This window comes from Ensifer adhaerens (genome assembly GCF_028993555.1).
GTDB lineage: Bacteria > Pseudomonadota > Alphaproteobacteria > Rhizobiales > Rhizobiaceae > Ensifer > Ensifer adhaerens_I.
The window spans coordinates 1428355-1452322 of the sequence record NZ_CP118611.1 but is presented as its reverse complement, the minus strand read 5'-3'; the positions used below and the strand labels follow the sequence as shown (position 1 = coordinate 1452322).

At 61.6% G+C, this 23968-nt stretch carries 23 protein-coding genes; all 23 read left to right on the top strand.

The annotated features are described in order from the left end of the window. Position 1 precedes the first annotated feature (1 nt). The 23 genes from PWG15_RS26760 (at position 2) to PWG15_RS26650 (ending at position 23950) form a co-directional block, all read left to right on the top strand. Entirely contained in the window at positions 2-1060 is a 1059-nt protein-coding gene (locus tag PWG15_RS26760; RefSeq protein WP_275024543.1) for a zinc-dependent dehydrogenase, read from the top strand. Continuing rightward, positions 1057-2106 carry a galactitol-1-phosphate 5-dehydrogenase gene (locus PWG15_RS26755; protein ID WP_275024542.1) on the top strand — a complete coding sequence of 350 codons (1050 nt, stop codon included), beginning with the start codon at positions 1057-1059 and terminating at the stop codon, positions 2104-2106. The genes PWG15_RS26760 and PWG15_RS26755 overlap by 4 nt, the downstream gene beginning before the upstream one ends. A 23-nt stretch (positions 2107-2129) precedes the next feature. Continuing rightward, positions 2130-3629: a glycerol kinase GlpK gene (gene glpK / locus PWG15_RS26750; protein WP_275024541.1), complete on the top strand. Its 1500-nt coding sequence runs from the start codon at positions 2130-2132 to the stop codon at positions 3627-3629. Between the two features lie 10 nt (positions 3630-3639). After that, on the top strand, positions 3640-4587 hold the full coding sequence (locus tag PWG15_RS26745; protein WP_275024540.1) for a shikimate dehydrogenase family protein: 948 nt from the start codon (positions 3640-3642) through the stop codon (positions 4585-4587). A gap of 12 nt (positions 4588-4599) precedes the next feature. Beyond that, positions 4600-5175, top strand: coding sequence for a glucose-6-phosphate isomerase (locus PWG15_RS26740; protein ID WP_275024539.1), 576 nt, complete (start codon positions 4600-4602; stop codon positions 5173-5175). 12 nt (positions 5176-5187) lie between these two features. Then, a complete protein-coding gene (locus PWG15_RS26735) occupies positions 5188-6111 on the top strand; it encodes a phosphoglycerate dehydrogenase (protein WP_275024538.1) in 924 nt (307 codons plus the stop codon). Beyond that, positions 6108-7406: an arsenate reductase/protein-tyrosine-phosphatase family protein gene (locus tag PWG15_RS26730; protein WP_275024537.1), complete on the top strand. Its 1299-nt coding sequence runs from the start codon at positions 6108-6110 to the stop codon at positions 7404-7406. Before PWG15_RS26735 ends, PWG15_RS26730 begins: the two co-directional genes overlap by 4 nt. Positions 7407-7434: 28 nt before the next feature. Next, on the top strand, positions 7435-8220 hold the full coding sequence (locus tag PWG15_RS26725) for an SDR family NAD(P)-dependent oxidoreductase (RefSeq protein ID WP_275024536.1): 786 nt from the start codon (positions 7435-7437) through the stop codon (positions 8218-8220). A 14-nt stretch (positions 8221-8234) separates the two neighbouring features. Then, on the top strand, positions 8235-9134 hold the full coding sequence (locus PWG15_RS26720; RefSeq protein WP_275024535.1) for a sugar phosphate isomerase/epimerase family protein: 900 nt from the start codon (positions 8235-8237) through the stop codon (positions 9132-9134). Positions 9135-9225: 91 nt separating this feature from the next. Further along, positions 9226-10104, top strand: a complete 879-nt coding sequence (locus tag PWG15_RS26715; RefSeq protein ID WP_275024534.1) for a sugar phosphate isomerase/epimerase family protein — start codon at positions 9226-9228, stop codon at positions 10102-10104. A gap of 131 nt (positions 10105-10235) precedes the next feature. Further along, positions 10236-11072, top strand: coding sequence for a MurR/RpiR family transcriptional regulator (locus tag PWG15_RS26710; RefSeq protein ID WP_275024533.1), 837 nt, complete (start codon positions 10236-10238; stop codon positions 11070-11072). Between the two features lie 57 nt (positions 11073-11129). Next, on the top strand, positions 11130-11891 hold the full coding sequence (locus PWG15_RS26705) for an inositol monophosphatase family protein (protein ID WP_275024532.1): 762 nt from the start codon (positions 11130-11132) through the stop codon (positions 11889-11891). A 539-nt stretch (positions 11892-12430) separates the two neighbouring features. Further along, complete coding sequence (locus tag PWG15_RS26700; RefSeq protein ID WP_275024531.1) at positions 12431-13507, top strand: ABC transporter ATP-binding protein; 1077 nt, start codon at positions 12431-12433, stop codon at positions 13505-13507. A 50-nt stretch (positions 13508-13557) separates the two neighbouring features. Next, positions 13558-14982 carry an ABC transporter substrate-binding protein gene (locus tag PWG15_RS26695; RefSeq protein WP_275024530.1) on the top strand — a complete coding sequence of 475 codons (1425 nt, stop codon included), beginning with the start codon at positions 13558-13560 and terminating at the stop codon, positions 14980-14982. 105 nt (positions 14983-15087) lie between these two features. After that, a complete protein-coding gene (locus PWG15_RS26690; RefSeq protein ID WP_275024529.1) occupies positions 15088-16053 on the top strand; it encodes a carbohydrate ABC transporter permease in 966 nt (321 codons plus the stop codon). A 9-nt stretch (positions 16054-16062) separates the two neighbouring features. Further along, positions 16063-16920: a carbohydrate ABC transporter permease gene (locus tag PWG15_RS26685; RefSeq protein WP_275024528.1), complete on the top strand. Its 858-nt coding sequence runs from the start codon at positions 16063-16065 to the stop codon at positions 16918-16920. 42 nt (positions 16921-16962) lie between these two features. Beyond that, positions 16963-18108, top strand: a complete 1146-nt coding sequence (locus PWG15_RS26680) for an ABC transporter ATP-binding protein (protein WP_275024527.1) — start codon at positions 16963-16965, stop codon at positions 18106-18108. Between the two features lies 1 nt (position 18109). Continuing rightward, complete coding sequence (locus PWG15_RS26675; RefSeq protein WP_275024526.1) at positions 18110-18352, top strand: hypothetical protein; 243 nt, start codon at positions 18110-18112, stop codon at positions 18350-18352. A gap of 14 nt (positions 18353-18366) precedes the next feature. Next, positions 18367-19344, top strand: a complete 978-nt coding sequence (locus PWG15_RS26670; protein ID WP_275024525.1) for an ABC transporter ATP-binding protein — start codon at positions 18367-18369, stop codon at positions 19342-19344. Between the two features lie 16 nt (positions 19345-19360). Then, positions 19361-20149: an SDR family NAD(P)-dependent oxidoreductase gene (locus PWG15_RS26665; RefSeq protein WP_275024524.1), complete on the top strand. Its 789-nt coding sequence runs from the start codon at positions 19361-19363 to the stop codon at positions 20147-20149. Positions 20150-20160: 11 nt separating this feature from the next. After that, complete coding sequence (locus PWG15_RS26660; RefSeq protein WP_275024523.1) at positions 20161-21021, top strand: ABC transporter permease; 861 nt, start codon at positions 20161-20163, stop codon at positions 21019-21021. Further along, positions 21018-22295 carry a hypothetical protein gene (locus tag PWG15_RS26655; protein ID WP_275024522.1) on the top strand — a complete coding sequence of 426 codons (1278 nt, stop codon included), beginning with the start codon at positions 21018-21020 and terminating at the stop codon, positions 22293-22295. The genes PWG15_RS26660 and PWG15_RS26655 overlap by 4 nt, the downstream gene beginning before the upstream one ends. A 68-nt stretch (positions 22296-22363) precedes the next feature. Further along, the gene (locus tag PWG15_RS26650) at positions 22364-23950 is read left to right on the top strand and encodes a Re/Si-specific NAD(P)(+) transhydrogenase subunit alpha (RefSeq protein ID WP_275024521.1); all 1587 of its coding nucleotides are present in this window, start codon (positions 22364-22366) and stop codon (positions 23948-23950) included. The last annotated feature ends 18 nt before the right edge of the window (positions 23951-23968 follow it).

Below are 23968 nucleotides of genomic sequence, written 5' to 3'. Positions count from 1 at the left end.
AATGAAGGCCGCCGTATATCAGGGCAAGGGCCGCATCGTTCTCGAGGAGAGGCCGCGCCCGCAGCCTCGGGACGACGAGGTGTTGGTCCGCGTCTTCGCCGCCTCGATCTGCGGCACGGATCTCAAGGTCCTGCGCGGCGGCCATTTTCGCGTCGGGGTCAATGACACGCGCGTGCTCGGCCACGAGCTTTCAGGTGAGATAGTTGAGGTCGGTCGCCACGTGTCGCACTGGCGGCTGGGCCAGCGGGTTTCCGTCGTGCCAAACATCGGATGCGGCCATTGCGATATGTGCCGCAAAGGCCTCAACAACATGTGCCCGGACTACAAGGCCTTCGGCATTGATATCGATGGTGGCTTTCAGCAGTACATGATCGTCACCGCTGGGGCCATCTCTGGTGGTAACCTCTTCGAGATCCCCGAGGCGATGAGCTACGAGGAGGCCTCGCTGGTCGAGCCGCTTTCCTGCTGCTTCAATGCCTGGAAGGATCTTTCGGTAGCGCCGGAAGATCGCGTGCTGATCCTCGGAACCGGGCCGATCGCGGGCATGTTCCTGCAACTTGCCCGCGCCTACGGTGCGGGGCAAGTGATCGTCGTCGGCCGTCGCGCTGAACGGCTTGAGGAGATCGCCCCGCTGGGTGCTACGCACACGGTGGATTCCAGCAAAGTCGAGGTGGTCGACGAGGTAATGCGCCTGACAGGTGGTCGTGGTGTCGATGTCGCCCTGACCTGCGCGCCTGCTCCTGAGCTTCAGGTCCAGGCCTTGTCCTGCCTAGCGCGTCTGGGCCGCATGAATTTCTTTTCCGGTCTCAACAAGGGAACGCTCGTCGAACTCGATACGAACAAGGTTCACTACTGGGGCCTGAAGCTTCTCGGCTCGACCGGCTCCAGCATCGAAGACTACGCCCGCGCGCTCCGGCTCGTCGAGACCGGCAGGATCCGTGTGACCGACGTCGTTACCCATCGCTTTGGCATTGCGGATGCGGTCACCGCGTTCGAGCATGCTTTATCCGGCAAGGGCATGAAAACGATCATCTACCCGCAGGAGGAGAAGCTGCAATGAAGGCTGCTGTGTTGCATGCGCCCGGCGATCTCAGGATCGAGGACGTACCGGTCCCTGAAATCGGACCGGACGATGTCCTGGTCGAGGTCAAGGCCGCCGGCATCTGCGGTTCGGACATCGGCCGCGTCATGGTGACAGGTACCTACCACTTCCCCACCATTCCGGGACATGAATTCGCCGGACGTGTGGAGAGGGTGGGCGCTTCCGTCAGCCATCTGAATGTTGGCGATCGGGTGGCAGTTGCACCGCTGATGCCCTGCCGCAAGTGCCAGTGGTGCGAAGCCGGCAAGTTTCACCTGTGCGACGATTATGACTTCATGGGCTCGCGCAGCGACGGGGCGTTCGCGCAGTACCTCTGTGCGCCCGCCGCAAACGTGTTGAAGGTGCCGGACAACGTGCCCTACGAGGTAGCGGCGACCATCGAGCCTGCGGCGATCATTCTGCACGGCATCCACAAACTGGATATCAAGCTCGGCGATGCGATCGCCGTGGTTGGCTGCGGCGCGCTCGGCTATTTCGCGCTACAATTCGCTAAGCTCTCCGGCGCGCGGCCGCTGATAGCTATCGACGTCGATGACGACAAGCTGGCGCTTGCACGCGAGGTCGGCGCGGACCTCTGCCTGAACCCGGTAAGGGACGATGTGGTCGCCCGTGTGCGGGAGGCGACTGGCGGCCGCGGCGTTGCGGTTGCGCTGGAATGCGCCGGCTCCGAGCCGGGCCGCAACATGTCCATCTTGGTAACTGCCAAGCAGGGCACTGTCATGCTCTACGGCACGGCGTATGGAGACGTTTCCTTCGCGGAGAAGGCATTCGCACGCATCGTCCGCGAAGAGCTTCAGGTCGTCGGGTCCTGGAACTCCTATTCGCTGCCGTTCCCCGGAAAGGAATGGTTCGACATCATCGGTTTGCTCGCAGACGGCCGGCTGACGGTCGAGCCGCTGATCACGCACCGGGCGACGCTCGAGGAGGCGCCGTCCATTTTCAAGGCACTGAAAGAGCGAAGCTTCGGCAGGTATCACAAGATCCTGTTCAAGCCGAACGACTGACGCATGTATGGGAGGAGATTACCATGGTGGAGCGCTACGTCATGGCGCTGGACGAGGGAACGTCCAGCGCAAGAGCGATCCTGTTCGACAGGGCGGGCAATATCGTCTCGCTCGCGCAAAGGGAGTTCCGGCAGATCTACCCGCGGCCCGGCTGGGTCGAGCATGACGCCAACGAAATCTGGTCGACGCAGCTCTCGGTCGCGCGCGAAGTTATGCACAATGCAGGCATCGATGCCCAGCAGGTCGTGGCCATTGGTATCACTAATCAGCGCGAAACCTGCCTGATCTGGGATCGCAAGACGGGAGTTCCCCTGCACAATGCCCTCGTCTGGCAGGATCGGCGAACGGCCGGCGTCTGCGACCAGCTGAAGGCGAGGGGGCTCGAGCGCTATGTCAAAGACACAACCGGTCTGGTCATCGACGCTTACTTCTCAGGGACCAAGCTGGCCTGGATTCTCGAAAACACGCCGGGAGCGCTCGAACGGGCCAGGCGCGGAGAACTTGCGGCCGGCACGATCGACACTTGGTTGATTTGGAACCTCACGGGCGGTCGTGCCCATGTCACGGACGCCTCAAACGCCTCGCGTACGCTGCTCTTCAACATCCAGACCGGGGATTGGGACGAGCGCCTGCTGGCAGAACTCAACGTGCCGCGCTCCATCCTGCCGGAGGTGCGCGACAGTTCCGAGGTCTACGGCTTGACCGATCGCGATCTTTTCGGTGCCGAGATTCCGGTCGCCTCCTCGATCGGCGACCAGCAGGGCGCGCTCTTCGGTCAATCCTGTTTTGCCGAGGGCATGGTCAAGGCCACCTACGGCACCGGCGGCACGTTGCTGATGAACACGGGCTCGCAGATGCGGGCCTCGGACAATGGCCTGCTCACCACGGTCGCTTGGCGCCTTGGAGGAAAGCTGGAATATGCGCTGGAAGGCACGCTTTTCTCAGTCGGCTCCGTGGTGCAGTGGCTGCGCGACGAACTGAAGATCATTCACAGCGCCTCGGAGACGGAAGCGGCGGCGCTCGAAGTGCCGGACACCAACGGCGTCTACATCGTTCCCGCCTTCAATGGCCTGTCGGCGCCCTTCTGGGACCAGTACGCGCGCGGCACGATCGTCGGAATCACCCGCGGCGCGAACCGCAATCACTTGATCCGCGCCTCGCTGGAATCCATGGCCTACCAGATCCGCGACGTGATCGATCGCATGGAAGCCGACTCGGGTATCGCCCTGGCCGAACTCAAGGTCGACGGCGGTGCAGCGATGAACAATTTCGTCCTGCAGTTCCAGGCCGATCAGCTCGGCGTGCGGGTATTGCGCCCGAAGGTCATCGACACGACCGCGCGGGGCGCCGCGTTCCTGGCCGGCCTCGCCGTCGGCTACTGGAAGGACATGGCGGACTTGCACACCGCCTTCGCGCTCGACCGGGAATTCCTACCCTCGACGGACAGAGCGTCCGCCGATCACCTTTACCACGGCTGGTGCCGCACCATCGATAGGTCGCGGGATTGGGCCGAGCACGAATGAGGACGTCTTGATGGCATATGTTCCAGCTTCCCGGCGCACGATGTATTTTATCGGGGTTACGACCGGAAGATCTTCGATCATGAAGGTCTTTCCGGCGTGGTCGGCGCACCTCGGCCTTGATGCCGAGATGAAGGGCATCGATTTTGCTCCGAATTCCGATCCGGCCGACTATCGCCGCGCAGTCGAATTCATCAAAGCCGATCCACTGTCACTGGGGGCGCTCGTAACAACCCACAAGGTCAACTTGCTGAAGGCCTCGCGCGAGATTTTCGACGACCTTGACCCCTACGCGCGCACCCTGCACGAGATCAGTTCGATCTCAAAGCGAAACGGTCGCCTCGCCGGCCATGCGAAGGATCCGATCACCGCAGGCGCTAGCTTCGAGGCGATCGTTCCCGAAGGCTACTGGGCGCGTACCGGCGCAACGCTTTGCGTACTGGGTTCCGGCGGCTCGTCGTTGGCGCTTTCCCTCTACCTGCACAACAAGAAGCAAGCTGGCGGTGACGTGCCGGCGCGCCTCATCGTGACGGCCCGGCGCGAAGCCTCGCTTGCCGAGATGCGCCACGTGCACGGTGAGATCGGCTTCTCGATCCCTGTCGAGTATCGCCTCGCACCGACGCCTGAAGAGGCGGACCGGGTGGTGGGGGACCTGCCCGCCGGCTCCATGGTCGTCAACGCCACGGGCCTCGGCAAGGACGGGCCGGGGTCACCGGTCACAGATGCGGTGCGGTTTCCGGAAAACGGCCTCGTCTGGGAATTCAACTATCGTGGCGACCTCGTCTTTCTCGACCAGGCTCACGCTTCGGCAGGCGTGCGAAACCTCACGGTCCATGATGGATGGGTCTACTTCATCCACGGCTGGACGCGCGTGATCGCCGAAGTTTTCGACATCGACATCCCCATGTCCGGGCCAGCCTTCGAGGCCTTGAGCCGTATCGCCCGCGACGCAACCGCCTGAAAGGACGACGCAATGACCGACATGCTCCCGAGCCTCCATGAATTCAACCTGAACAACGGCCTCAGCTCGACACGCGAGCCCATCCGCCGCACGCTCTCGAAAATGAAAGGCATGTTCCATGACCATACGGCGTACGAGGCGCAGCTGGCGAAGGGCGACACGCTTCTCTACGAATTCTACGACATGGGCGTGCCGGACAGCGAGAAGGATGTCGCCTATGGCACGTCGATCACCTATCCCGGCAAGGTCGGCGACGAATATCACATGACCAAGGGCCATTTTCACACAGTCATCGATACAGCCGAGGTCTACTACTGCCTGCGCGGCCACGGCTACATGATGATGGAGACGCCCGAGGGGAAGACGGAGTGGCTCGAGTTCCTGCCCGGCAAGGCGGTCTATGTGCCCGGCCGCTGGGCGCACCGCTCGATCAACGTGCACCCGACGGAGCCGCTCGTCACCTTCTTCGCGTTCCCAGGCAACGCAGGACATGACTATGGCACCATCGAAAGCAAGGGGTTCCGCAAGCTGATGGTCGAGCGCGACGGTAAGCCGACCGTCATCGACAATCCCCGCTGGAACGGTTGAGCGAGTAGAACAATGCCCGGTAGGATCGCTATCACGCCCCGTTCACTCTCCGGTTCGGGCCATCCAATCCTCTCGCGCCTGATGGACGAGGGTTTCGAAATCGTCTTTCCTGCACCGGGCAAAACGCCTTCGGAGGAAGACCTTTTGCGGGCGATCCCAGGCTGCGTCGGCTGGCTGGCCGGCGTAGAACCGATCAGCGTTCGGGTGCTCGACGCTGCCAAGGACTTGCGCGTCATCAGCCGCAACGGCACGGGGGTCGACAACATCGACCTTCGTGAAGCCGAGGCTCGCGGCATAACGGTGGAGCGTGCCATGGGGGCAAATGCCCGTGGCGTTGCAGAGCTCGCGGTCGGGCTTCTGCTCTCGTCCTACCGGCATATCCCCTGGTCGCATCAGCAACTCGCCAAGGGAGAATGGCGCAGGCGGATAGGGCAGGAGGTGAAAGGACGAACACTTGCCGTCATCGGTTGCGGTGCGATCGGCCGCGAGGTTGTGGGCATGGCTCTTGGGTTGGGAATGGAGGTGATCGGTTATGATCCCTATCCGAACGACCGCTTCGCGCCCCCCGGATTTCGCTTCGCGGAACTGGAAGACGCGCTCGTTTCGGCGGACGCGGTCTCCTTCCATTGCCCGCCGGGGGAAAAGCCCATTCTCGACGGCACCATGATCTCGCGCATGAAGAAGGGCGTGATCATCGTCAACACGGCACGGGCCGAGCTGATCGATGACGCCGCGATGTTGGCGGCGCTTGATAGCGGACAGGTCTCGACGCTGGCGACCGACGTATTCCATAGTGAGCCGCCGGAAAGCTCCTCTTTGCTCAGCCACGAGCGTGTGATCCTGACCCCGCATGCCGGCGGTTTTACGGAGGAAAGCGTCGACCGGGCGACGAGTGTCGCTGTGGACAACCTCTTGAAAAACCTGGTGCGGACATGAGTGTCATAGAGGCTTATCCTCTTGCTACGGTGGACGCGCTTGATGCGGTGGTGGGCGCCAGCCTGGCCTGGCTCGGCCAGGCGGGTTTCCTAATCCGACAGGCGGGGCTCACCATCGTCATCGATGCCTACCTCTCCGATTCTCTTGCGGAAAAGTACCTGGGAACCCGGTTTCCGCATCAGCGGATGACGCCAACACCAGTCGAGCCGGGAGGCCTGCGCGGCGTCGACTGGCTGCTCTGTACCCATGGGCATACCGATCACATGGATCCGGGCACGATCCCCGCGCTTCTCGCAGCCAATCCGCAGGCGAAGGTGCTCGCGCCCCGCGCCGAAAAGGCGCGGGTGATCGAACGGGGCGCGCCGGAAGAGCGCCTGGTGCTGATCGACGCCGGGGAAAGCGTGGACCTCGGCGGCGTCATCGTCACCGCGACGGCCGCGGCGCACGAGGATCTGAAGCGCACAGCGGACGGTTATCTCTTCCTCGGTTATGTCCTTTCCGGCGGCGGCGTAACGCTCTGGCATTCCGGCGACACCATTCCTTTCCCCGGTCTTGCGGAATGGCTTATGCCATTCCGGGTCGACTTGGCACTTCTGCCGGTGAACGGCCGGGACGCACTGCGCGCCGCCAACGGCGTGCCTGGCAACCTGACGCTCGAAGAGGCTGTCGCGCTCGTCGATGAGATCGGCGCACGGGCCATGATCGGTCATCACTTCGGACTTTTCGACTTCAACACGCTTGATCCCGAGGACGGCGCGCGGCGGTTAGCCGCTCTGACACCTCGGGCCGAAGTGCGGCTGGCGGAGATATCTACCGCCTATCAAATCCGCCCTGTCGAACAGTCTGCGCTTTCAATCCTCATCGTCTGCCGCGGGAACATCTGCCGCTCACCGACTGCCGACGGCATTCTGCGCGCCGCTCTGCCGCATCATCGGATCGACAGCGCCGCGATCATGGACTGGAACGTCGGCAAGCCGCCGCACGCCGAAACAACAGCCGTGGCAGCGGCCCGAGGCGTCGCGCTGGACAGACTGGTTGCACGGCAGATCCGGAAGACCGATTTCGAGGAGTTCGACTTGATCCTTGGCATGGACGACGAAAACATGGAGGCCATCCGGACGCTCCGTCCGGAGGGCTCTCACGCGCGCATCGGTCGCCTCGGCGCGTATGGGGTTCCAGGCGAGGAATCCACAATCATCGACCCGTGGGGACAATCGCGGGCAGCCTTCGAGGCCGTCTTCGACCAGATCAACGCGGCCTGCGAGCGGCTGTCGCAATTCGCGCGGACCGCTTAACCGAACAAAAGACAAGGGAGTGAGGACCATGGATTTCGGACTCAAGGACAAGATCGTCGTCGTGACTGGCGGCGCGACGGGCATCGGCCACGCGATTGCGCGTACCTTCCATGAAGAGGGCGCGGTCGTCATCATCAACGGCCGCGACCAGGCCAAACTCGACAAGGCTGCAGCGTCGATCGGCCCGCAGGCCCACGGCGTGGTCGCCGATCTTCTGACAAAGGAGGGAGCTCAGACTTTGGCAGACTATGCCGCCCGTCTCGGTCCCGTATCGTTCCTCGTCAACAATATCGGAGTATTTGACGTCAATGACTTCTTCGAAGTCAGCGATGAGCGCTGGATGGAGTACTTCCAGCACAATCTCATGACGGCGATCCGCATTACCCGCTTGGTGATGAAGGACATGCTGGCGCGGAACGATGGCAGCATCGTCTTTATCTCCTCGGAAGCCGCGATCCGCTCCATTGGCAACATGACGCCGTACTCCACCACCAAGACCGCGATGCTTGGCCTCAGTCGCTCGCTGGCGGAACTGACGCGCGGCACGAATGTGCGCGTAAACAGCTACATGCCGGGCTCGACTGCCACCGAATCGGTGGAAACCTACTTCGCCGACCTCGCCGCGCAGCAGGGCAAGACCGTCGAGCAGACGCTGGCGGACTTCTACCGTGACGTCCAGCCCTCCAACCTTACGCAGAAGCTGATCGATCCAGCACTGCACGGGCGTGGCGTCGTTCAGCTGATGACAAACGCGGCCATGAACGGCGTCTGCCATCGCGCCGATGGCGGCACAATCCGCTCCATCTTCGGCTGAGGAGGGATCGGCGGATGCAGCTTGGTGTTCACGCACTCGTCTGGGTCACCGACTGGACCGAGGAGTCAATACGTTATGCCGTCGGTAATACGGCAGAGACTGGATACGACCTGATAGAGGCGGTGATCTTCGAGCCCAAAGATGCACGTCCTGACGTCACAGCAAAGGCGCTTGCCGCGGCTGGCATCGGCGCCGTCACCGGCATGGCGCTCAACCCAGCCGCCGATATCTCCAGCGCAGATCCGGCAGTGGCAAGGGCCGGCGAGCAGTTCATCTCGGACGCGATCCTGGCGACGCGAGACATGGGCTCGACGCTTCTCGGCGGCGTCACACACTCGGCGATGCACCGCTACGGGCAAGCGGCGGCGGCTGGTACGATCGACCGCGTCACCGAAACTTATGCTCGTCTCGCTGCGCGGGCCAACGCCGCCGGCGTCCGGCTCGGTATCGAGGCGGTCAACCGCTATGAGAGCAACGTGGTCAACACGGTGGATGACGCCGCGCGGATCGTTCGGACGGTGGGGTCGCCGGCACTATTCGCCCATATCGACAGCTACCACATGAACATCGAGGAGCACGACTTCGCCGACACCATCGCGCGCAACGTCGATGCCATCGGCCATGTCCACGTCGGCGAGAGCAATCGCGGCTATCTCGGCTCTGGATCGGTTGACTTCCACGAGTATTTCCGGGCTTTGGTCCGCACCTCCTATGATGGGCCAGTGGTGTTCGAGGCGTTCTCGCCGGCCGTCCTCAAGGGAGGCGTGGCCGATGTCCTGGCTGCGTGGACCACTCATTGGACCGATAGCTTGGATCTTGCGACCAAGGGGCTGCGCTTCATGCGTGGTCACATCGATGCTGCGGTCGCGAGCATGAACGCGCGGCAGCCCTTGCCCCGCCGGGAAGTCGCTTGAAAGGCATCCGGGCTACTGACCCCGTCGTTAGAAGAAAATCCGGCCTGGCGCGGCAAGTCCCGGCCCGGATGGAAATGGAGGAGTACAATTCATGTCAGGCAAGATCGGCGTCCACTCCCTCGTATTTTCGGACCAATGGGACGCGTCCAACGCGAGCGCGGCATGTCGCGCGGCATCCGAAATCGGTTACGACCTGATAGAGGTGCTGATGTTCGATCCCTCGGCGCTCGATATCCCACTTACCCGGCGGGTGACGCGCGAGACCGGCCTGGGGCTTCGCCTCGGTATGGCGCTCGGGCCCGACGCGGACATTTCTTCGGCAGACGGGATGCTCGCCCGGCGTGGCGAAGAGACGGTCGCCCGCGCTCTGGAAATCGCCTCGGAACTCGAGGCACCCGCGGTGTCAGGCATTACCTATGCCGCCTTTTCCAACTATGGCGCGCCGGCGACCAAGGATGCGCGGGCGCGAGTCGCCGAAAGCCTATCCCGACTCGACCGCCGCGCGGGCGAACTGGGCGTCCGCCTGGGGCTGGAGCCGGTCAATCGCTATGAAAGCTATCTTGCGAACACGCTCGACGAGGCGGCTTCCCTCATCCGTGCTTCGGGCGGGTCCAACCTCTTCATCCACATGGACACATTCCACATGAACATCGAAGAGGGGGACATCGCCGCAGCCATCCACCGCAACGCGTCCCTGCTCGGATACGCCCATGTCGCTGACAGCAATCGCGGAGTGCTGGGTGGTGGTCATTTCGACCTCTCGGCCTACTTTAGGACGTTGGAAAGCGCTGGCTACACAGGGGACTTCACGGTCGAGGCCTTTTCCTCCCGCGTGCTGAGCGATGCGCTCGTCGGTGGCGTGCGTCTATGGCGCGAGGCTTGGGAAGATTCGCTGGTGGCTGCGCGTTCGGCATACGACGTTCTCTGCGTGATGCGGAAAAATGCCAAAGCCGGATGCAAGGTCTGGTGAAAAAGAAATTTCATTCTTGTGAGTTTGACGGTTATAGAATTGCGAGGCAACAGTCGGAGTCGTGATCGATGGACAATGCAGCGGACAACAGGCAATCCATTTTGATGCGGATACGCTGGAAGGCCGGGTACATGAATCCAGCCTTGCGGCGTATCGCCGACCGGGTCCTCAAGGCGCCGGAGGAAATCAAGTCTATCTCGATTAAGGATCTCGCTGTCCAGTGCGAGGTATCGGAATCCACGGTGACACGCTTCGTTCGCGAGATCGATGTCCAGAGTTTCCAGCAGTTTAAGATCCTTATCGCGGAGGAACTGTCCCAAGGTGCGTCGACCGCCGAAACGCTGTCCGACCGCCACGTCTATGAAGACATCACCGATCAGGACAATACGTCATCGGTGCTCTCGAAGGTGGCCGCCCGGTATGCGATGACCGTCTCCGATACGCGGGCCGGGCTTGCGGAAAAGGAATTGGAGCGCGCCGTGGGGGCGATCGAAGAGGCTGACGTGCTCGGTTTCTTCGCCATGGGAGCCTCGCTGATATGTGTGGAAAATGCGCTGCTGCGTTTCATGCGGGTCGGCAAACGCTGCCTGTTTTTCCGTGACCTTGGTATCCGGCAGATCTCGACCTCGACGCTTGGGCCGAAATCGCTGGCGATCGGCGTCTCGAATTCCGGCCGCACGATTTCGACCGTCGACAGCCTGCAACAAGCGAAACTCCAAGGCGCGACGACATTGGCGATCACTTCCTTCCCGGATTCACCGATCGTGCGGCACGCGGATATCTGCCTTTTTACGCCCACCATTACCGGTGTTGTCGGGCCAGGCGAATACCACGAATCCATGGTTTCGAAGATCGCGCAGCTGCAGGTCATCGACGTGCTCTATTCGCTGTACGCAGTTCGCAACTTCGGGCGGGCAATCGAAGGGCTCGAGCGCACGTCTGATGTGACTGCGTTGACACGCTACTGAGGATTGAGGTTGGCCCATAAATTCGCCTCCTCCCAACGGCTGGAATCCCGATTGGCAATGGCCGAGCAGGCCGCCCGCAAGGCCGGGCGCTTGCTGCTCGACCACTATGGTCGCCGCGCCGGACTCGTCATCGAACAGAAGGGTCTGAACGACTTCGTATCCATCGCCGATCGTGAGGCGGAGGAGGCGATCGCATCCATTCTCCGGCCGGCCTTTCCTGAAGATGGTTTTCTCGGCGAGGAAACCGGCATCTCCGGGGCGGAAGCGGCGGAATGCACCTGGTGCGTCGATCCACTCGACGGCACAACGAATTATCTAAAGGGCGCGCCCAACTGGTGCGTTTCGATCGGCCTCTGGTCGAAGGGCGAGCCTGTACTCGGCGTGGTTTACGATCCCATACGCGACGAGCTTTTCGCCGGCGCTGATGAAATCACCCCAGTTCTCAATGGAATGCCGATTTCGACGAGCGCTACCGCCAGCATCGATCGTACAGCCCTTGGCCTGGGGCACAATCATCGCATCCCGCCGGCGGCATTTGCAGCCGACGCGGAACGTCTGTTCTCCGCCGGAGGCAGTTTTCGTCAGGTAGGCGCTGGTGCCCTGATGTTGGCCTATGTGGCGGCGGGCCGAGTGGACGGCTATTTCGAGCGCCATATGTGGCCCTGGGATGCCGTGGCAGGGCTCGCGCTCATCAAAGCGGCCGGCGGTCGTTTCTCGACCTATCCGCAGGCGCCTGGATCACTGGGAAACGGCGGACTAGTTCTGGCTAGTGGTTCGGGGCTCTATTGCGGCCTGACGGACCTCTTTCAGGTGCCGTGACCGCGACGGCCACTCGGGGCCTCTTGCCTAACCATTCTTTGACTAGTGCGACGAATGCGGTCTTCGCGTTCGGCGAACAATTGCCGTTTGCTCTCCAGGGTGGGCGACGCCGTAGGGCTGAATAGTCCGCCAGTCGCTGGATCACGCCGGGACCGGTGTTTTTAACCGTAGCGATGAAAGCGAATGTCGCAGATTTTCGATCGCATCAAATTTTTTTTCTTGCAAATGTTATCGAAAAAATTTAATTCTACATACCGCAGATGACGGGTATCGCACGAGGCCAAGGGGAATGGCGCGATCATCTGCTGGAAGGCTGCGCCTGCAGTGGAGTGCAGGAAAGGGAGGATCGAACAGTGCCTAAGGTTCTATGGAGCGCGTACGCGCAGGTTTTCGGTTGTCTTGGTGCGGGCCGCCCGCGCCACGCAGTCTGTGCCTTTCTCTGACTTCGAGGCGAGAAGAAAATGGCTGATCTTCAGATCGAAAATCTTGCAAAGGCCTTCAAGGGTGGCTTTTCAGCGCTGAATGGCGTTTCGCTCGACGTGGCCGACCGTGAGGCGGTTTTTCTGCTTGGTCCGTCAGGCGCAGGTAAGACCACGACATTGCGTCTCGTCGCAGGCTTGGAAGAGGCGAGTTCGGGTCGCATAATGATCGGCGGCCGCGACGTGACCCGCTGGACTCCGCGCGAGCGTAACCTCGCGATGGTCTATGACAAACACTCGCTGTTTCCGCACCTAACGGTCTTTGAGAATCTCGCGTACCCGCTGCGCATCCGGAAAATGCCGGACGCCGATATCCGTCGTCACATTGCCGGAGTGGCCGAGACCCTGCAGATCGAAAAGCTGCTGGAGCGTCGCCCAAGCCAACTCTCTGGCGGCCAGCAGCAGCGTGTGGCGATCGGTCGGGCGCTGGTGCGCGACGCCGACGTCTTCCTGCTGGATGAGCCGATTTCTCATCTCGACGCTCAGCTACGGGCGCGCATGCGCGTCGAATTCAAACGTTTGCAGCGCGATTTCCGAGCGACAATGCTCTATGTCTCCCACGATCAGCTGGAAGCCATGACCATGGCGGACCGGATCGTGTTGATCAACAAGGGGCGGATCGAGCAGATCGCCGCGCCGCAGGAACTCTTCGACCGGCCGGCAACACTTTTCGCAGCGACCTTTATCGGCGAGCCGCCGATGAACGTTATGCAGGCGGCTATTTCGCAATCGAACGGGCGCCACTTCCTGCGTATCGGCACGTCCGATATCGAGGTGGATCCGGATTGGATGCAGGAGGGGGAGCCGCTGAAGACCGGGGAGAAGTATCTCCTGGGCCTCCGTCCGCAGCACATTTCCCTGTGCCCGATCGATAGCGTGCATGCCTGCCGGGTCAACGGCACGGTGTTTGCTGTTGAAACGCTAGGCTCGCGTGTTGTCTTCGATATCGAGGTCAATGGCACGGTGATCCGCGCGATGTCTTCGATCGACGCCGCGCTCAAGTATCCCCGGACCATAGGCGCGCCGATCTCGTTCCGTATCGATCCGGACTTTGCGTATCTGTTTGATGCGGGCGCCGGCCGCACCGTGCGCCAGGCGCGCTTCACGACAAAGGGGAAAACAAGAATCCACGCCTGACTGGGCTTGGTGGTGGGTACGCATGCACTGACAAACCTGAGGAGGAGAAAATGAACATCATGAAAACTACGGGCGCTCTCGCGGCCGGTCTTTCGCTTTGGACGCTGGCGTTGCCCGTGCACGCTCAGACCGAGGCGCAAAAATCGCTGGCCGGCACCACCATCCATTTCCTTGCGCCATCCATGCCGCAGTTCGCCGCGCTCTCGAAGTTCTTTCCCGAATTTGAGAAGAAATACGGTATCAAGATCGTCGTCGACGAGGTGCCGTTCGAAAACTACCGGCAGAAGTCACTGGTCGAGATGCAGCAGGGCACCGGCACGTATGATTTCTTCGCCGTGGACGTGATGTGGCTCGCCGAATATGCGGCCGCAGGTTTCCTCGAACCGCTGATGCCCTACGTCAAGAATGCGGACCTGACCGACGCCGACTACGACATCGACGATTTCCTGCCGCGGGTCATCAGCGGCACGGGCGTCTTCAACGATACGCTCTTTACTATGCCGATCGGGGCGGGTCCTGTAGGCACCACCTTCCGCACGGACATTGCGGAAAAGGCCGGCTTCAAGCTGCCCGAACGCTTCTCGCCGGAGTTCACCACGCAGTACATGTTCGACGCTGCCAAGAAAGTGAACAACCCCGAAAGCAACATGATCGGCTTCGCGAACATCCCGGGCCGCTGGTTCTGGGGCGTCACTTATCTGCCCTATCTCTATGCCTTCCAGACGCCCGAGACCAAGGGTGATGAATACGTCGACAAGGACTGGAAGATTTCGATCAACAACGAGCGTACGATCGCATCAATCGACTACTTCACGGGCTTCAAGCAGTTCATGCCGGCCGATAGCGCCAATTGGGGCATCGGCGAAGCAACCGCAGTCTATCAGACCGGCAACGCTTTCGGGACCTGGAACTACCAGGACTTCGTCAAGGGGTTCTTCGAAGACCCCGATAGCCAGGCGAAGGTCGCCGGCAAGAACGTCCATCTTCACACGCCAGTCGGCCCGAACGGCGTGATCGACCCCTGGTTCGGTGCCTGGTCGCTCGGCCTTTCCAAGGATTCCAAAAATAAGGAAGCCACCTGGACCTTTATTCAATGGCTGACGTCGAAGGACATCCAGACGCGAGCCACCCAGTATGGCGCGGGTCCTTCGCGGCACTCCACCTACAAGAGCGAGACGCTCGCCAAGTATCAACCCTGGTGGCCGGTGGTCTATGACTTCATGCTGAAGGAAACCAATCCGGACGAGCGTATCCGGGTGCCGGAATGGGCGGAAATCTCCGACATCATGGGTGAGGAGGGCAACCGGGTCTGGATCGGCGAGATCGATAGCAAGACGGCCGCCGCCAACATGGAAAAGCGCATGACCGATGCGATGCGCAAGGGCGGCTATTACATTCCAGGCCGCAACGATCTGCCCAAACAGCTTTGGCGCGACCTGAGCTACTACGATCGCCTGCCGTCGAAGTGGAACTGAGCTCTAGGTCTATCCCGGGTGCGATCGGCACCCGGGCCGGCCGGCGCGCCTTTCCTCCAGAAGCGCGCGCCCCTTTTCTCAATCGTAATGCAAGGGGACTGAGACATGTCGATCTCGGAACATACCACTGCAACCCCGACGCTGGCCTTCGGGCAACGGGGTTTCCTGTCCCGTTTCGGTCCCTCGAACCGGACCATTTTTCCCTGGGTGCTGATGGCGCCGACGCTGATCATTCTGTTCGCGCTTGGCATCTATCCGTTCCTATACTCGCTCTACATCGCGAGCCACAACGTCATCCTGTCCAAGCCCTATATTCCGCAATTCTTCGTCGGACTGTACCAATATCAGGCCGTCGTGCAGGACCCGGAATTCTGGCACGCCATGCGCAAGACGTTGTTCTTCACGGTGCAGGCGGTTTTTATCGAGTTCTGGCTGGGGCTCGGGCTTGCGCTACTGTTCCAGCGACAGTTGCGCGGCATCGCCTACATGCGCATTTTCATCCTCATTCCAATGATTCTGCCGCCACTCGTCGCTGCGCTCATCTGGCGCTACATGTTCTATCCGGGCGCCGGTCTCATGACCTATTATGTCGGCGGCATCACGCGGGCGCTCGGACTTGGTGAAATCCCGTTCCTGTCCGATCCGAACATCGCTTTCCAGACCCTTGTCTTCGTCGATGTTTGGGAATGGACACCGTTCATGTTCCTGATGCTTTCGGCTGGACTTGCCTCTATTCCGCGACAACCTTACGAGGCGGCGGAAATCGACGGGGCCGGATCCTGGCGTGTTTTCTGGACGATCACCATGCCGCTGCTGCGGCCCGCGATCCTCATTGCAGTGATCATCCGCACCATGGACGCCTTCCGCACTTATGAACTCATCGTCATCATGACGCGCGGCGGCCCGGGCAACGCCACCACCACCCTCAATGTCTATCTCACGAAGACCGGTCTCGAGTTCTTCGACGCGTCCAAGGCCGCAGCGCTCTCGCTGATCATGATGATGATCATCATCGTCATGAGCTTCGTGTTCATTCGCGTCTTCCGCTCGAAAACCGAACTGGCCGAATAGGAGGTTTCCATGAAAAAGCTCAGCTACACGATGGAATCGCCCAATGCGCCGCCGGTGCAGCGCAACTGGTGGGTCTATGTCGTCATCGTCCTCGTCTGCGTCGTCAACTTCCTGCCTTATCTCTGGGTGGTGATGACAGGCTTCATGGACGGCGCAACGTCGGCATCCGCAACACCGACCTGGTTCTTCACGCCCTCCCTCGAAGCGTTCAACTACCTCATTTCCGAGAAGGGCATCCTCAAGAACTTCTTCAACAGCGTGGTCGTTTCGCTCGCCTCCACGTTCTTCTCGGTGACGATCGGAATGTTCTGCGCCTATGCGCTCGCGCGCTACGATTTTCCCGGTCGGGACGACGTGTCCTTCTGGGTGCTCACTAACCGCATGATGCCGCCGGTAGCGGTCTTGATCCCGATCTTCGTCACGTTCCAGACCGCAGGTCTGCTAGATACGCTGCTTGGGCTCATCATCCTCTACACCGCCATGCAGTTACCCTTCGTTGTCTGGATGCTGACCGGCTATTTCCGTGACATCCCGCGCCGATACGAAGAATCAGCGATGGTTGACGGCGACACTTGGTTCGCCGCCTTCCGCAAGGTGACGCTGCCGGTCATGGCGCCTTCGATCACAGCGACCGCTATCTTCGTTATGATCCTCTCCTGGAACGAATTCGCCTTTGCCACCTTCCTCACCAGCAATCAGGCGAAGACCATGCCGCCGGCCATCATGGCCTATTCGATCGGAGCGGACATTCGCTGGAACGTGCTAGGCGCCGCGGTCGTCCTTATCACAGCGCCTCTGATCCTTTTCGTGCTGCTGCTGCAGCGCCAGTTCATCAGCGGTCTCTCACAGGGGGTGGTACGCAAATGATCCCCTTCCGCAACAGCGCAAGCAAAACATTGGAGCACCGCCATGGCTGAAATCGAGATCAATGGTTTGGTGAAGCAGTTCGGCGCGTTCCAGGCCGTGCATGGCGTGAACATCACGGTCAACGACGGCGAGTTCGTCTTCCTTCTTGGCCCCTCGGGGTGCGGCAAGACGACGACGCTGCGCATGATCGCCGGCCTTGAAATGCCAAGCGACGGACGCATCGCCATCGGCGGCCGGAACGTCACCTACCTGCGTCCGCGTCATCGCAATGTGGGAATGGTGTTCCAGGACTATGGCCTCTACCGTCACCTGACGGTCTTCGGCAACATTGCCTATCCGCTGGAAGTGCGGCGGCTTCCGCGTGCCGAGATCGCTCGCAAGGTTGAAGCGGTCGCCCGCACCATGCAGATCACCGAAGTGCTGCAGCGCAAACCCGATCAACTCTCGGCGGGCCAGCTGCAGCGCGTAGCGATTGCCCGCATGCTGGTGCGCGACGCTGACGTCTTTCTCATGGACGAGCCGATGTCCCATCTCGACGCGCAATTGCGGGGCCAGATGCGCGCCGAGTTGCGCCACATCCAGAAGACCGTCGGCGTCACCACGATCTTCGTGACGCACGATCAGCTCGAAGCCATGACTATGGCGGACCGCATCATCGTTATGAAGGATGGCGAGATGTTGCAATTCGCCAACCCGCGCGAAATTTTCGAGCGTCCCGCGACGGAGTTTGTCGCCAGTTTCGTGGGCGAACCGCAGATGAACGTGTTCGATGTGCGCATAGCCCGCATCGACGGTCGGATCGTCGCCTTGACGGAGAATTTCGAAATCCCGCTCGCTGAGGGCTGGGTCCGGGACAATGGCGTCGAGAGGCTTGTTGGAGAAAGCGTGAGGCTTGGAATCCGGCCGGAGCACATTTCCATCAGCGACACCGCCGATAGCGCCCATGCTGTCGCCGTCGAACTCTATTCCTTCGAGCCCACTGGCGCCGAGAACCTCTATGTCCTGAAGTGCGGCCCCGTGACCGTCACCACGCGCAGTTCCACAACTGAAACCGCTCATCTGGCTAAGGAGGAGGGTAGCCGCCTCTACGCCGGTTTCGACCCGAACTGGATATATCTATTTGAGCGCGGTTCGGGCCGCACGATCGCGCAAGCGGCTGCGAGCCGGTCAGAAAACGAGGAGAACTGAGATGCAGGGAAAATTCGTGCTTTGCCTCATTCTGGCGCTGCTTCTCGGTTCCTGCACCGTCATGACCGGCAACGTGTCGCACTGGCCGGCTTCACTGACCGCCGTCGTAGTGATCGTGGCGTTGAAGGTCTGGAACGACCGGGTGAAGCTGCTCGCTTGGCCGATGGAGTTCCTGCTCGCAGCCGGCGTCACGATGATCGTGATCAACCTCTCGCGGCTCTACATGATGCCGGCGATTTACTGAGAAGGCTGACGTTAATGGCGACGCATGCTCTTGTCGTTGACGGTCTCACCAAGGCCTTCGGAGCGAAGCTGGCGGTCCGGCAGGCGAGCTTCTCCGTGGCCAGCGGCGAGGTCACCGGATTCCTCGGACCGAATGGCGCTGGAAAGACCACCGTCATGGGCATGATCATGGGGTTGGTGGAACCGGATGCCGGCGAGATCGAGTTTTTTGGTATCCGAGACCGTCGCAGACTTGCCGGCATGCGGACGCGCATCGGCTACCTGCAGGAGAGGCCGCGCATCTATCCGGACATGACGGCGAAGGCCTATCTTCGCTTCTTTGCCGATCTCTATGGCGTGCCCGAAGCCGCGGCGCGCGTCCGCGAAACACTCGACCGCGTCGGGCTAAGGCAGGCGGCCGAACGGCGGCTCGGCGCATTTTCCCGTGGGATGCAGCAACGGGCGTGCCTCGCGCGCGTCATGCTGCACAGGCCGGAGTTTCTGATGCTAGACGAGCCGACCCTTGGCCTCGATCCCAACGGAGTGGCCGACATGCGCGCCGTCTTTCGTGAGATGAAGGCCGACGGAGTCACGCTGCTGTTTTCATCCCACCAGCTGGCTGAGATGGAGCGGGTCTGCGATAGCGTCGTCTTTATGCGCGAAGGTGCGGTGATCGCCGACGGTCGGCCTTGCGACATCGCCGCCGCCGGGTGGGGGCAGGGCGGCCTGCAAGTCGAACTCTTCGAGCCCGCGGTTGAGGCGCTCCGAGTGATTGCATCCGTCAACGACATTGAAGGAGCCCGGCAGGTCGGTCCGCAGCACGTACGCATTGTCCTGAAGACTCCGCCAGACGACGTGCGGGCTGCCCGTGCTCGCGTGGCAGCCCTGTTGTCGGCGGCGGGTCTCACCGTCCTCTCCGTCGACGCGGATACGCCCACGCTGGAGGACGTATTCCTCGGTCTGACACGGCCGGAACCTTCGGCGGTTTACCGTCCAGACGACACTTTGAACTAAGAAAGGATATTGACCGATGGACTTGGGATACAAAAACCGACGCTGCCTGATTACCGCCTCGACCGGCGGCCTGGGCTTCGCCATCGCGCGTGCGATGGCCCGCGAAGGCGCGACGGTCGTACTCAACGGCCGTAGCGCCGATACGATCGATCGAGCCGCGGCGCGTCTTCGCGACGAGCTTCCCGAGGCGAAGCTGGAGACGGCCGTCGGCAATTCCGGCACGCGGGAAGGCTGCGAGGAACTGATCGCGAACTGCCCCGACGTAGATGTGCTGATCGTCAATCTCGGCATCTACGAGGCCGTCGATGTCTACAAAGCCGGCGATGACCGCTGGTACGAACTCATCGAAGTCAATGTTATGAGCGGCGTTCGGCTCGCCCGGCACTACCTGCCGAAGATGCTGGCACGCGACGCTGGCCGCGTCATCTTCATGGCAAGTGAATCGGGCATCAATCCGGCCCCGGAGATGCCGGCCTACAGCGCGACCAAGACCATGCAGCTCTCGCTTGCGCGCAACCTCGCCGAGACGACAAAGGGCACGAACGTTACGGTGAATTCCGTCCTTCCTGGTCCGTGCAGCACCGAAGGCGTAGCCGCCCTCATAGCAGGCCTTTATCCAGGCGTGCCGAAACCGGATGCAGAGCGCCGCTTCGTCGCCGAAAACCGGCCGACATCACTGATCCAGCGCCTCTCTAAGCCGGAGGAAGTGGCGGATTTCGTCACCTTCCTCGGATCCTCCCGCACCGGCATTGTCAACGGCGCGGCATTGCGGATCGACGGCGGTCTTATCCGCACCGTCATGTAGGAAAGCCAGTCATGGAACACGTTCGCCCCGTCTTCGTCGGATTGAAACTCAGCCCGCCCGGTCTCGTACGGCAGGTCACGCTTTTGGTGTTGCGGGAGACGGCGGCGAAGTTCCATGCGATCTGGTTCTGGCTGGTGGCCACGACGATCTCGCTGATGGCCTATCTCTACGGGGCGGGCTTTCAGAATACGTTCGAGACGGAAACCGTCGTCGTGGCCGCCGATCCCCTCGCGGGTTTGAATGCCGCAGTGATCACTTTCCTCGGCCTTGTCCTTGGCCTGCGCCTTGCCGCGGGGCTGAGTTGGGAGAGAGAGCACGGTACGCTGGAGGTGCTTCTGGTAGGGCCGGTCTCATGGACGGCGATAATCGTGTCAAAATATCTTGTCGAACTGGTCGCGTTCGTTGGGCTGATGGGGCTCTATTGCCTTTACCTTCTCCTTGCTCAGCCGCTCGGCGGCGGCGTCATCAGTCCTGGTGAGCTTCTCTCGTTTGCGGGATCCATCAGTCTTGTTTTGCCCATCATGGGCTTGGGATTGCTGGTCTCTGCTTCGGCCGGTTCCGTCCGTAGCGCGGTCGTAGTCTATCTGTCAGTGGTCTCGCTGCTGGCGGTGTATGAAGCTCTGCTCGGCCTGCTGCGCACCATGGGTTCCGACGAAATGAGCCTCTTCGCGCTCTATTTACGCGCTGCGCTTGAAGGCGTCGCACCAGTCATCCATGCTCTCTCTCCCGTCGCAGGCGTCGGGCTGCTCATCCAAGGTGTCTTCACGCAGGTCGCGCCGGGTTCGGTACACATGCTCGCCTCAGCGATACTGGCGGTGGCCCTGCTCGCAGCTGCACGCTTGATGGTCCGCATGAAAGGAGCCAGCGCATGAGACGCATCCTCCTCGCCCTTGTCTTTGTTTCCCTTGTGACTGGTTCTGCAACCGCAGTCGAGCCCGAGCGTCGAGACGCCATCGTGGTGACAGGTCGCGTCTGGGACGGCTTTTCTTTCCGGGAGATGTTCCTGCCGTCGCAATCTCCAGCCCTGCACCTGATATCGGGTGAGGACAGCGCGCTCTCCTTCGTCGGCACGGAGGAATATTATTGGCCGCTCTCGCGCCAAGTGTATGTGGATCTCGAGAAGAAGCGAGAGGACGTCGTCGGCTTCCTGAAGATCACGAAAGACGGCCAGGAAGTCGCCGCCGTACGCCCATCCTCCTATGTCGTCCTTTATCCGCGCGGAGCCGTGAATGGTGACGGACGTTTGCTTTGGGGCGACGCCGCGACCGCCGAGTACGAAACCTACTGGAACGAGGAAAGGTCATTCAACCGACGTTACGCTGAGGCTTTGGCGCGTCAAACGGCCTATGAAAAAAAGCTCGTTGAAGCCGGCGCCGCTCGCGCCAAGGGGGGCGGCGTCGAGATCATTCCGCCGCCCGCCGCCCTGCCTGAGCCGAGCCTCAAGCTCGTGACGAAGCCATCGCAGGCCTATCGCCTTGCTCTCGCCGCCGGCCGGTATGAGATGGCGTTATATGTGAATGATGTGGTTGTTGCAGGAACAGCTCGAGATCTGGACGTGGTCGAGGCCGCCGGCCGAGGCGTTCTCGTCGGCGACGTTGTGCCCGAGGAGCGCTGGACGCGCCCGATCCCGAGCAACCACGAGGACGCGCGGATCTTCGTGCGCCCTGGTTCGACATTTTATTTGACGCTTTCTGCCGCCGACCGTTTCCAGGAGGCAGAGTATCTGCCAGTCGTGTCGCCGCAAGTCGAGGTCGTGGCCGGACGGGACATCTGGGTGCGACGCAAACCCGCTGCCATCGAAAACGCCGATATCCGGTTCGGCGAGGTGAAGCAGGGGGCTTCGCTGGCGCGACTGAAGGTCGAGCAGGTAGCTGGGTCCGGCTTTGGCTACCGCGTCCGTCCCGCTAAGGAAGGTGAAAAGGAGGATTTGACTGCCTTCGCGATCACCGCACCATCATCCGGTGCAGCCGTTTCGGGAGAGGTTTCGGCGAAAGCAGACGTCGGTGTCGGCTTCACGCGCGACATCGTGATCGTGCGGCCTCGAAGTGGCGGCCTCGCGCTCGGGCTCGCCTTTCTGCCCCTGGTCGGCTGGTTCGGTCTTAGGCTCCGCATGCTTGGTGCCTCGAAGAACGGACTGCCCGACTGACCTAGACGATTCATACCCATTCGACAAAGAAATGACCCGGTGAAGCGCCGGTGAGAGAGAGGTTTAACATGAAGATCGGAGCGCCAAGGGAGCGTGCGGCGAACGAGCTGCGCGTGGCGATGACGCCGGATTCTGCCGTTCAGTTGCGCAAGCTCGGACATGATTGCTTTGTTCAGACGGGCGCCGGACTTGGGGCTGGCATATCCGACGATGCCTACCGCGCCGCAGGGGTGACGGTGGTTGACGATGCAGGCGCGCTCTTTTCGCTTGTAGACGTCGTCCTCAAGGTGCGACCGCCTGAGCCGAGCGAGGTCGCGCTTCTGTCTGCGGACAAGACGCTGATCTCGTTCTTCTATCCCGGCCAGAACGGTGAGTTGCTGGAGCTTGCGCGCTCGAAGGACGCCAACGTCATCGCCATGGACATGGTGCCGCGCATCTCGCGCGCCCAGAAGATGGACGCGCTGTCGTCGATGGCCAACATCGCCGGCTACCGCGCGGTGATCGAGGCCGGCAACAATTTCGGCCGTTTCTTCACCGGCCAGGTCACAGCCGCCGGCAAGGTGCCGCCAGCCAAGGTGCTGGTAATCGGCGCCGGCGTCGCCGGTCTTGCTGCGATCGGCGTTGCCACCTCGCTCGGCGCCCAGACCTATGCCTTCGACGTTCGCCCTGAGGTCGCCGAGCAGATCGAAAGCATGGGGGCCGAGTTCGTCTATCTCGATTTTGCCGATGGCGAGGGGGGCGCTCAGCAGGACGGTGCGGCAACCGGTGGCTATGCGGCCCCGTCCTCGCCAGAGTTCCGCGAGAAGCAGCTTGCCAAGTTCCGGGAGCTCGCACCTCAGATCGACATCGTTATCACCACGGCGCTGATCCCCGGCCGCGATGCGCCGAAACTTTGGCTTGCCGACATGGTGGCTGCGATGAAGCCGGGATCGGTGGTGGTCGACCTTGCCGCCGAACGCGGCGGCAACTGCGATCTCACCGTCGCCGATCAGCGCATCGTCTCCGACAATGGCGTGATCGTCATCGGTTACACGGACTTCCCGAGCCGCATGGCTGCGCAGGCCTCCACGCTCTATGCCACCAATATCCGGCATATGCTGACCGACCTGACGCCCGGAAAGGACGGCAAGCTCGTCCACAACATGGAGGACGACGTCATCCGTGGAGCGACCGTCACCTTCGACGGGGCGATCACCTATCCGCCGCCGCCGCCGAAGATCGCCGCGATCGCGGCGCAGAAACCAAAGGAGAAGGTGAAGGAGCCGACACCGGAGGAAAAGCGCGCTTCAGAGGCCGCAGCCTTCAAGGCCCAGACGAAGAACCAGCTTGCACTGCTTGCCGTCGGTACGGCGCTGCTGCTCATCGTCGGCGCCTTTGCGCCACCAGCCTTCATGGGCCACTTCGTCGTCTTCGTGCTCGCCTGCTTCGTCGGCTTCCAGGTCATCTGGAACGTCTCGCATTCGCTGCACACGCCGCTGATGGCCGTCACCAATGCGGTCTCCGGCATCGTCATTCTCGGCGCGCTGCTGCAGATCGGGTCAGCCAACTGGCTGGTGGTGCTGCTTGCGGCACTCTCGGTGCTGATCGCCACGGTCAACATCGTCGGCGGCTTCCTCGTCACACGGCGCATGCTCGCCATGTTCCAGAAATCCTGATCGGGCAGGGGTAAACAT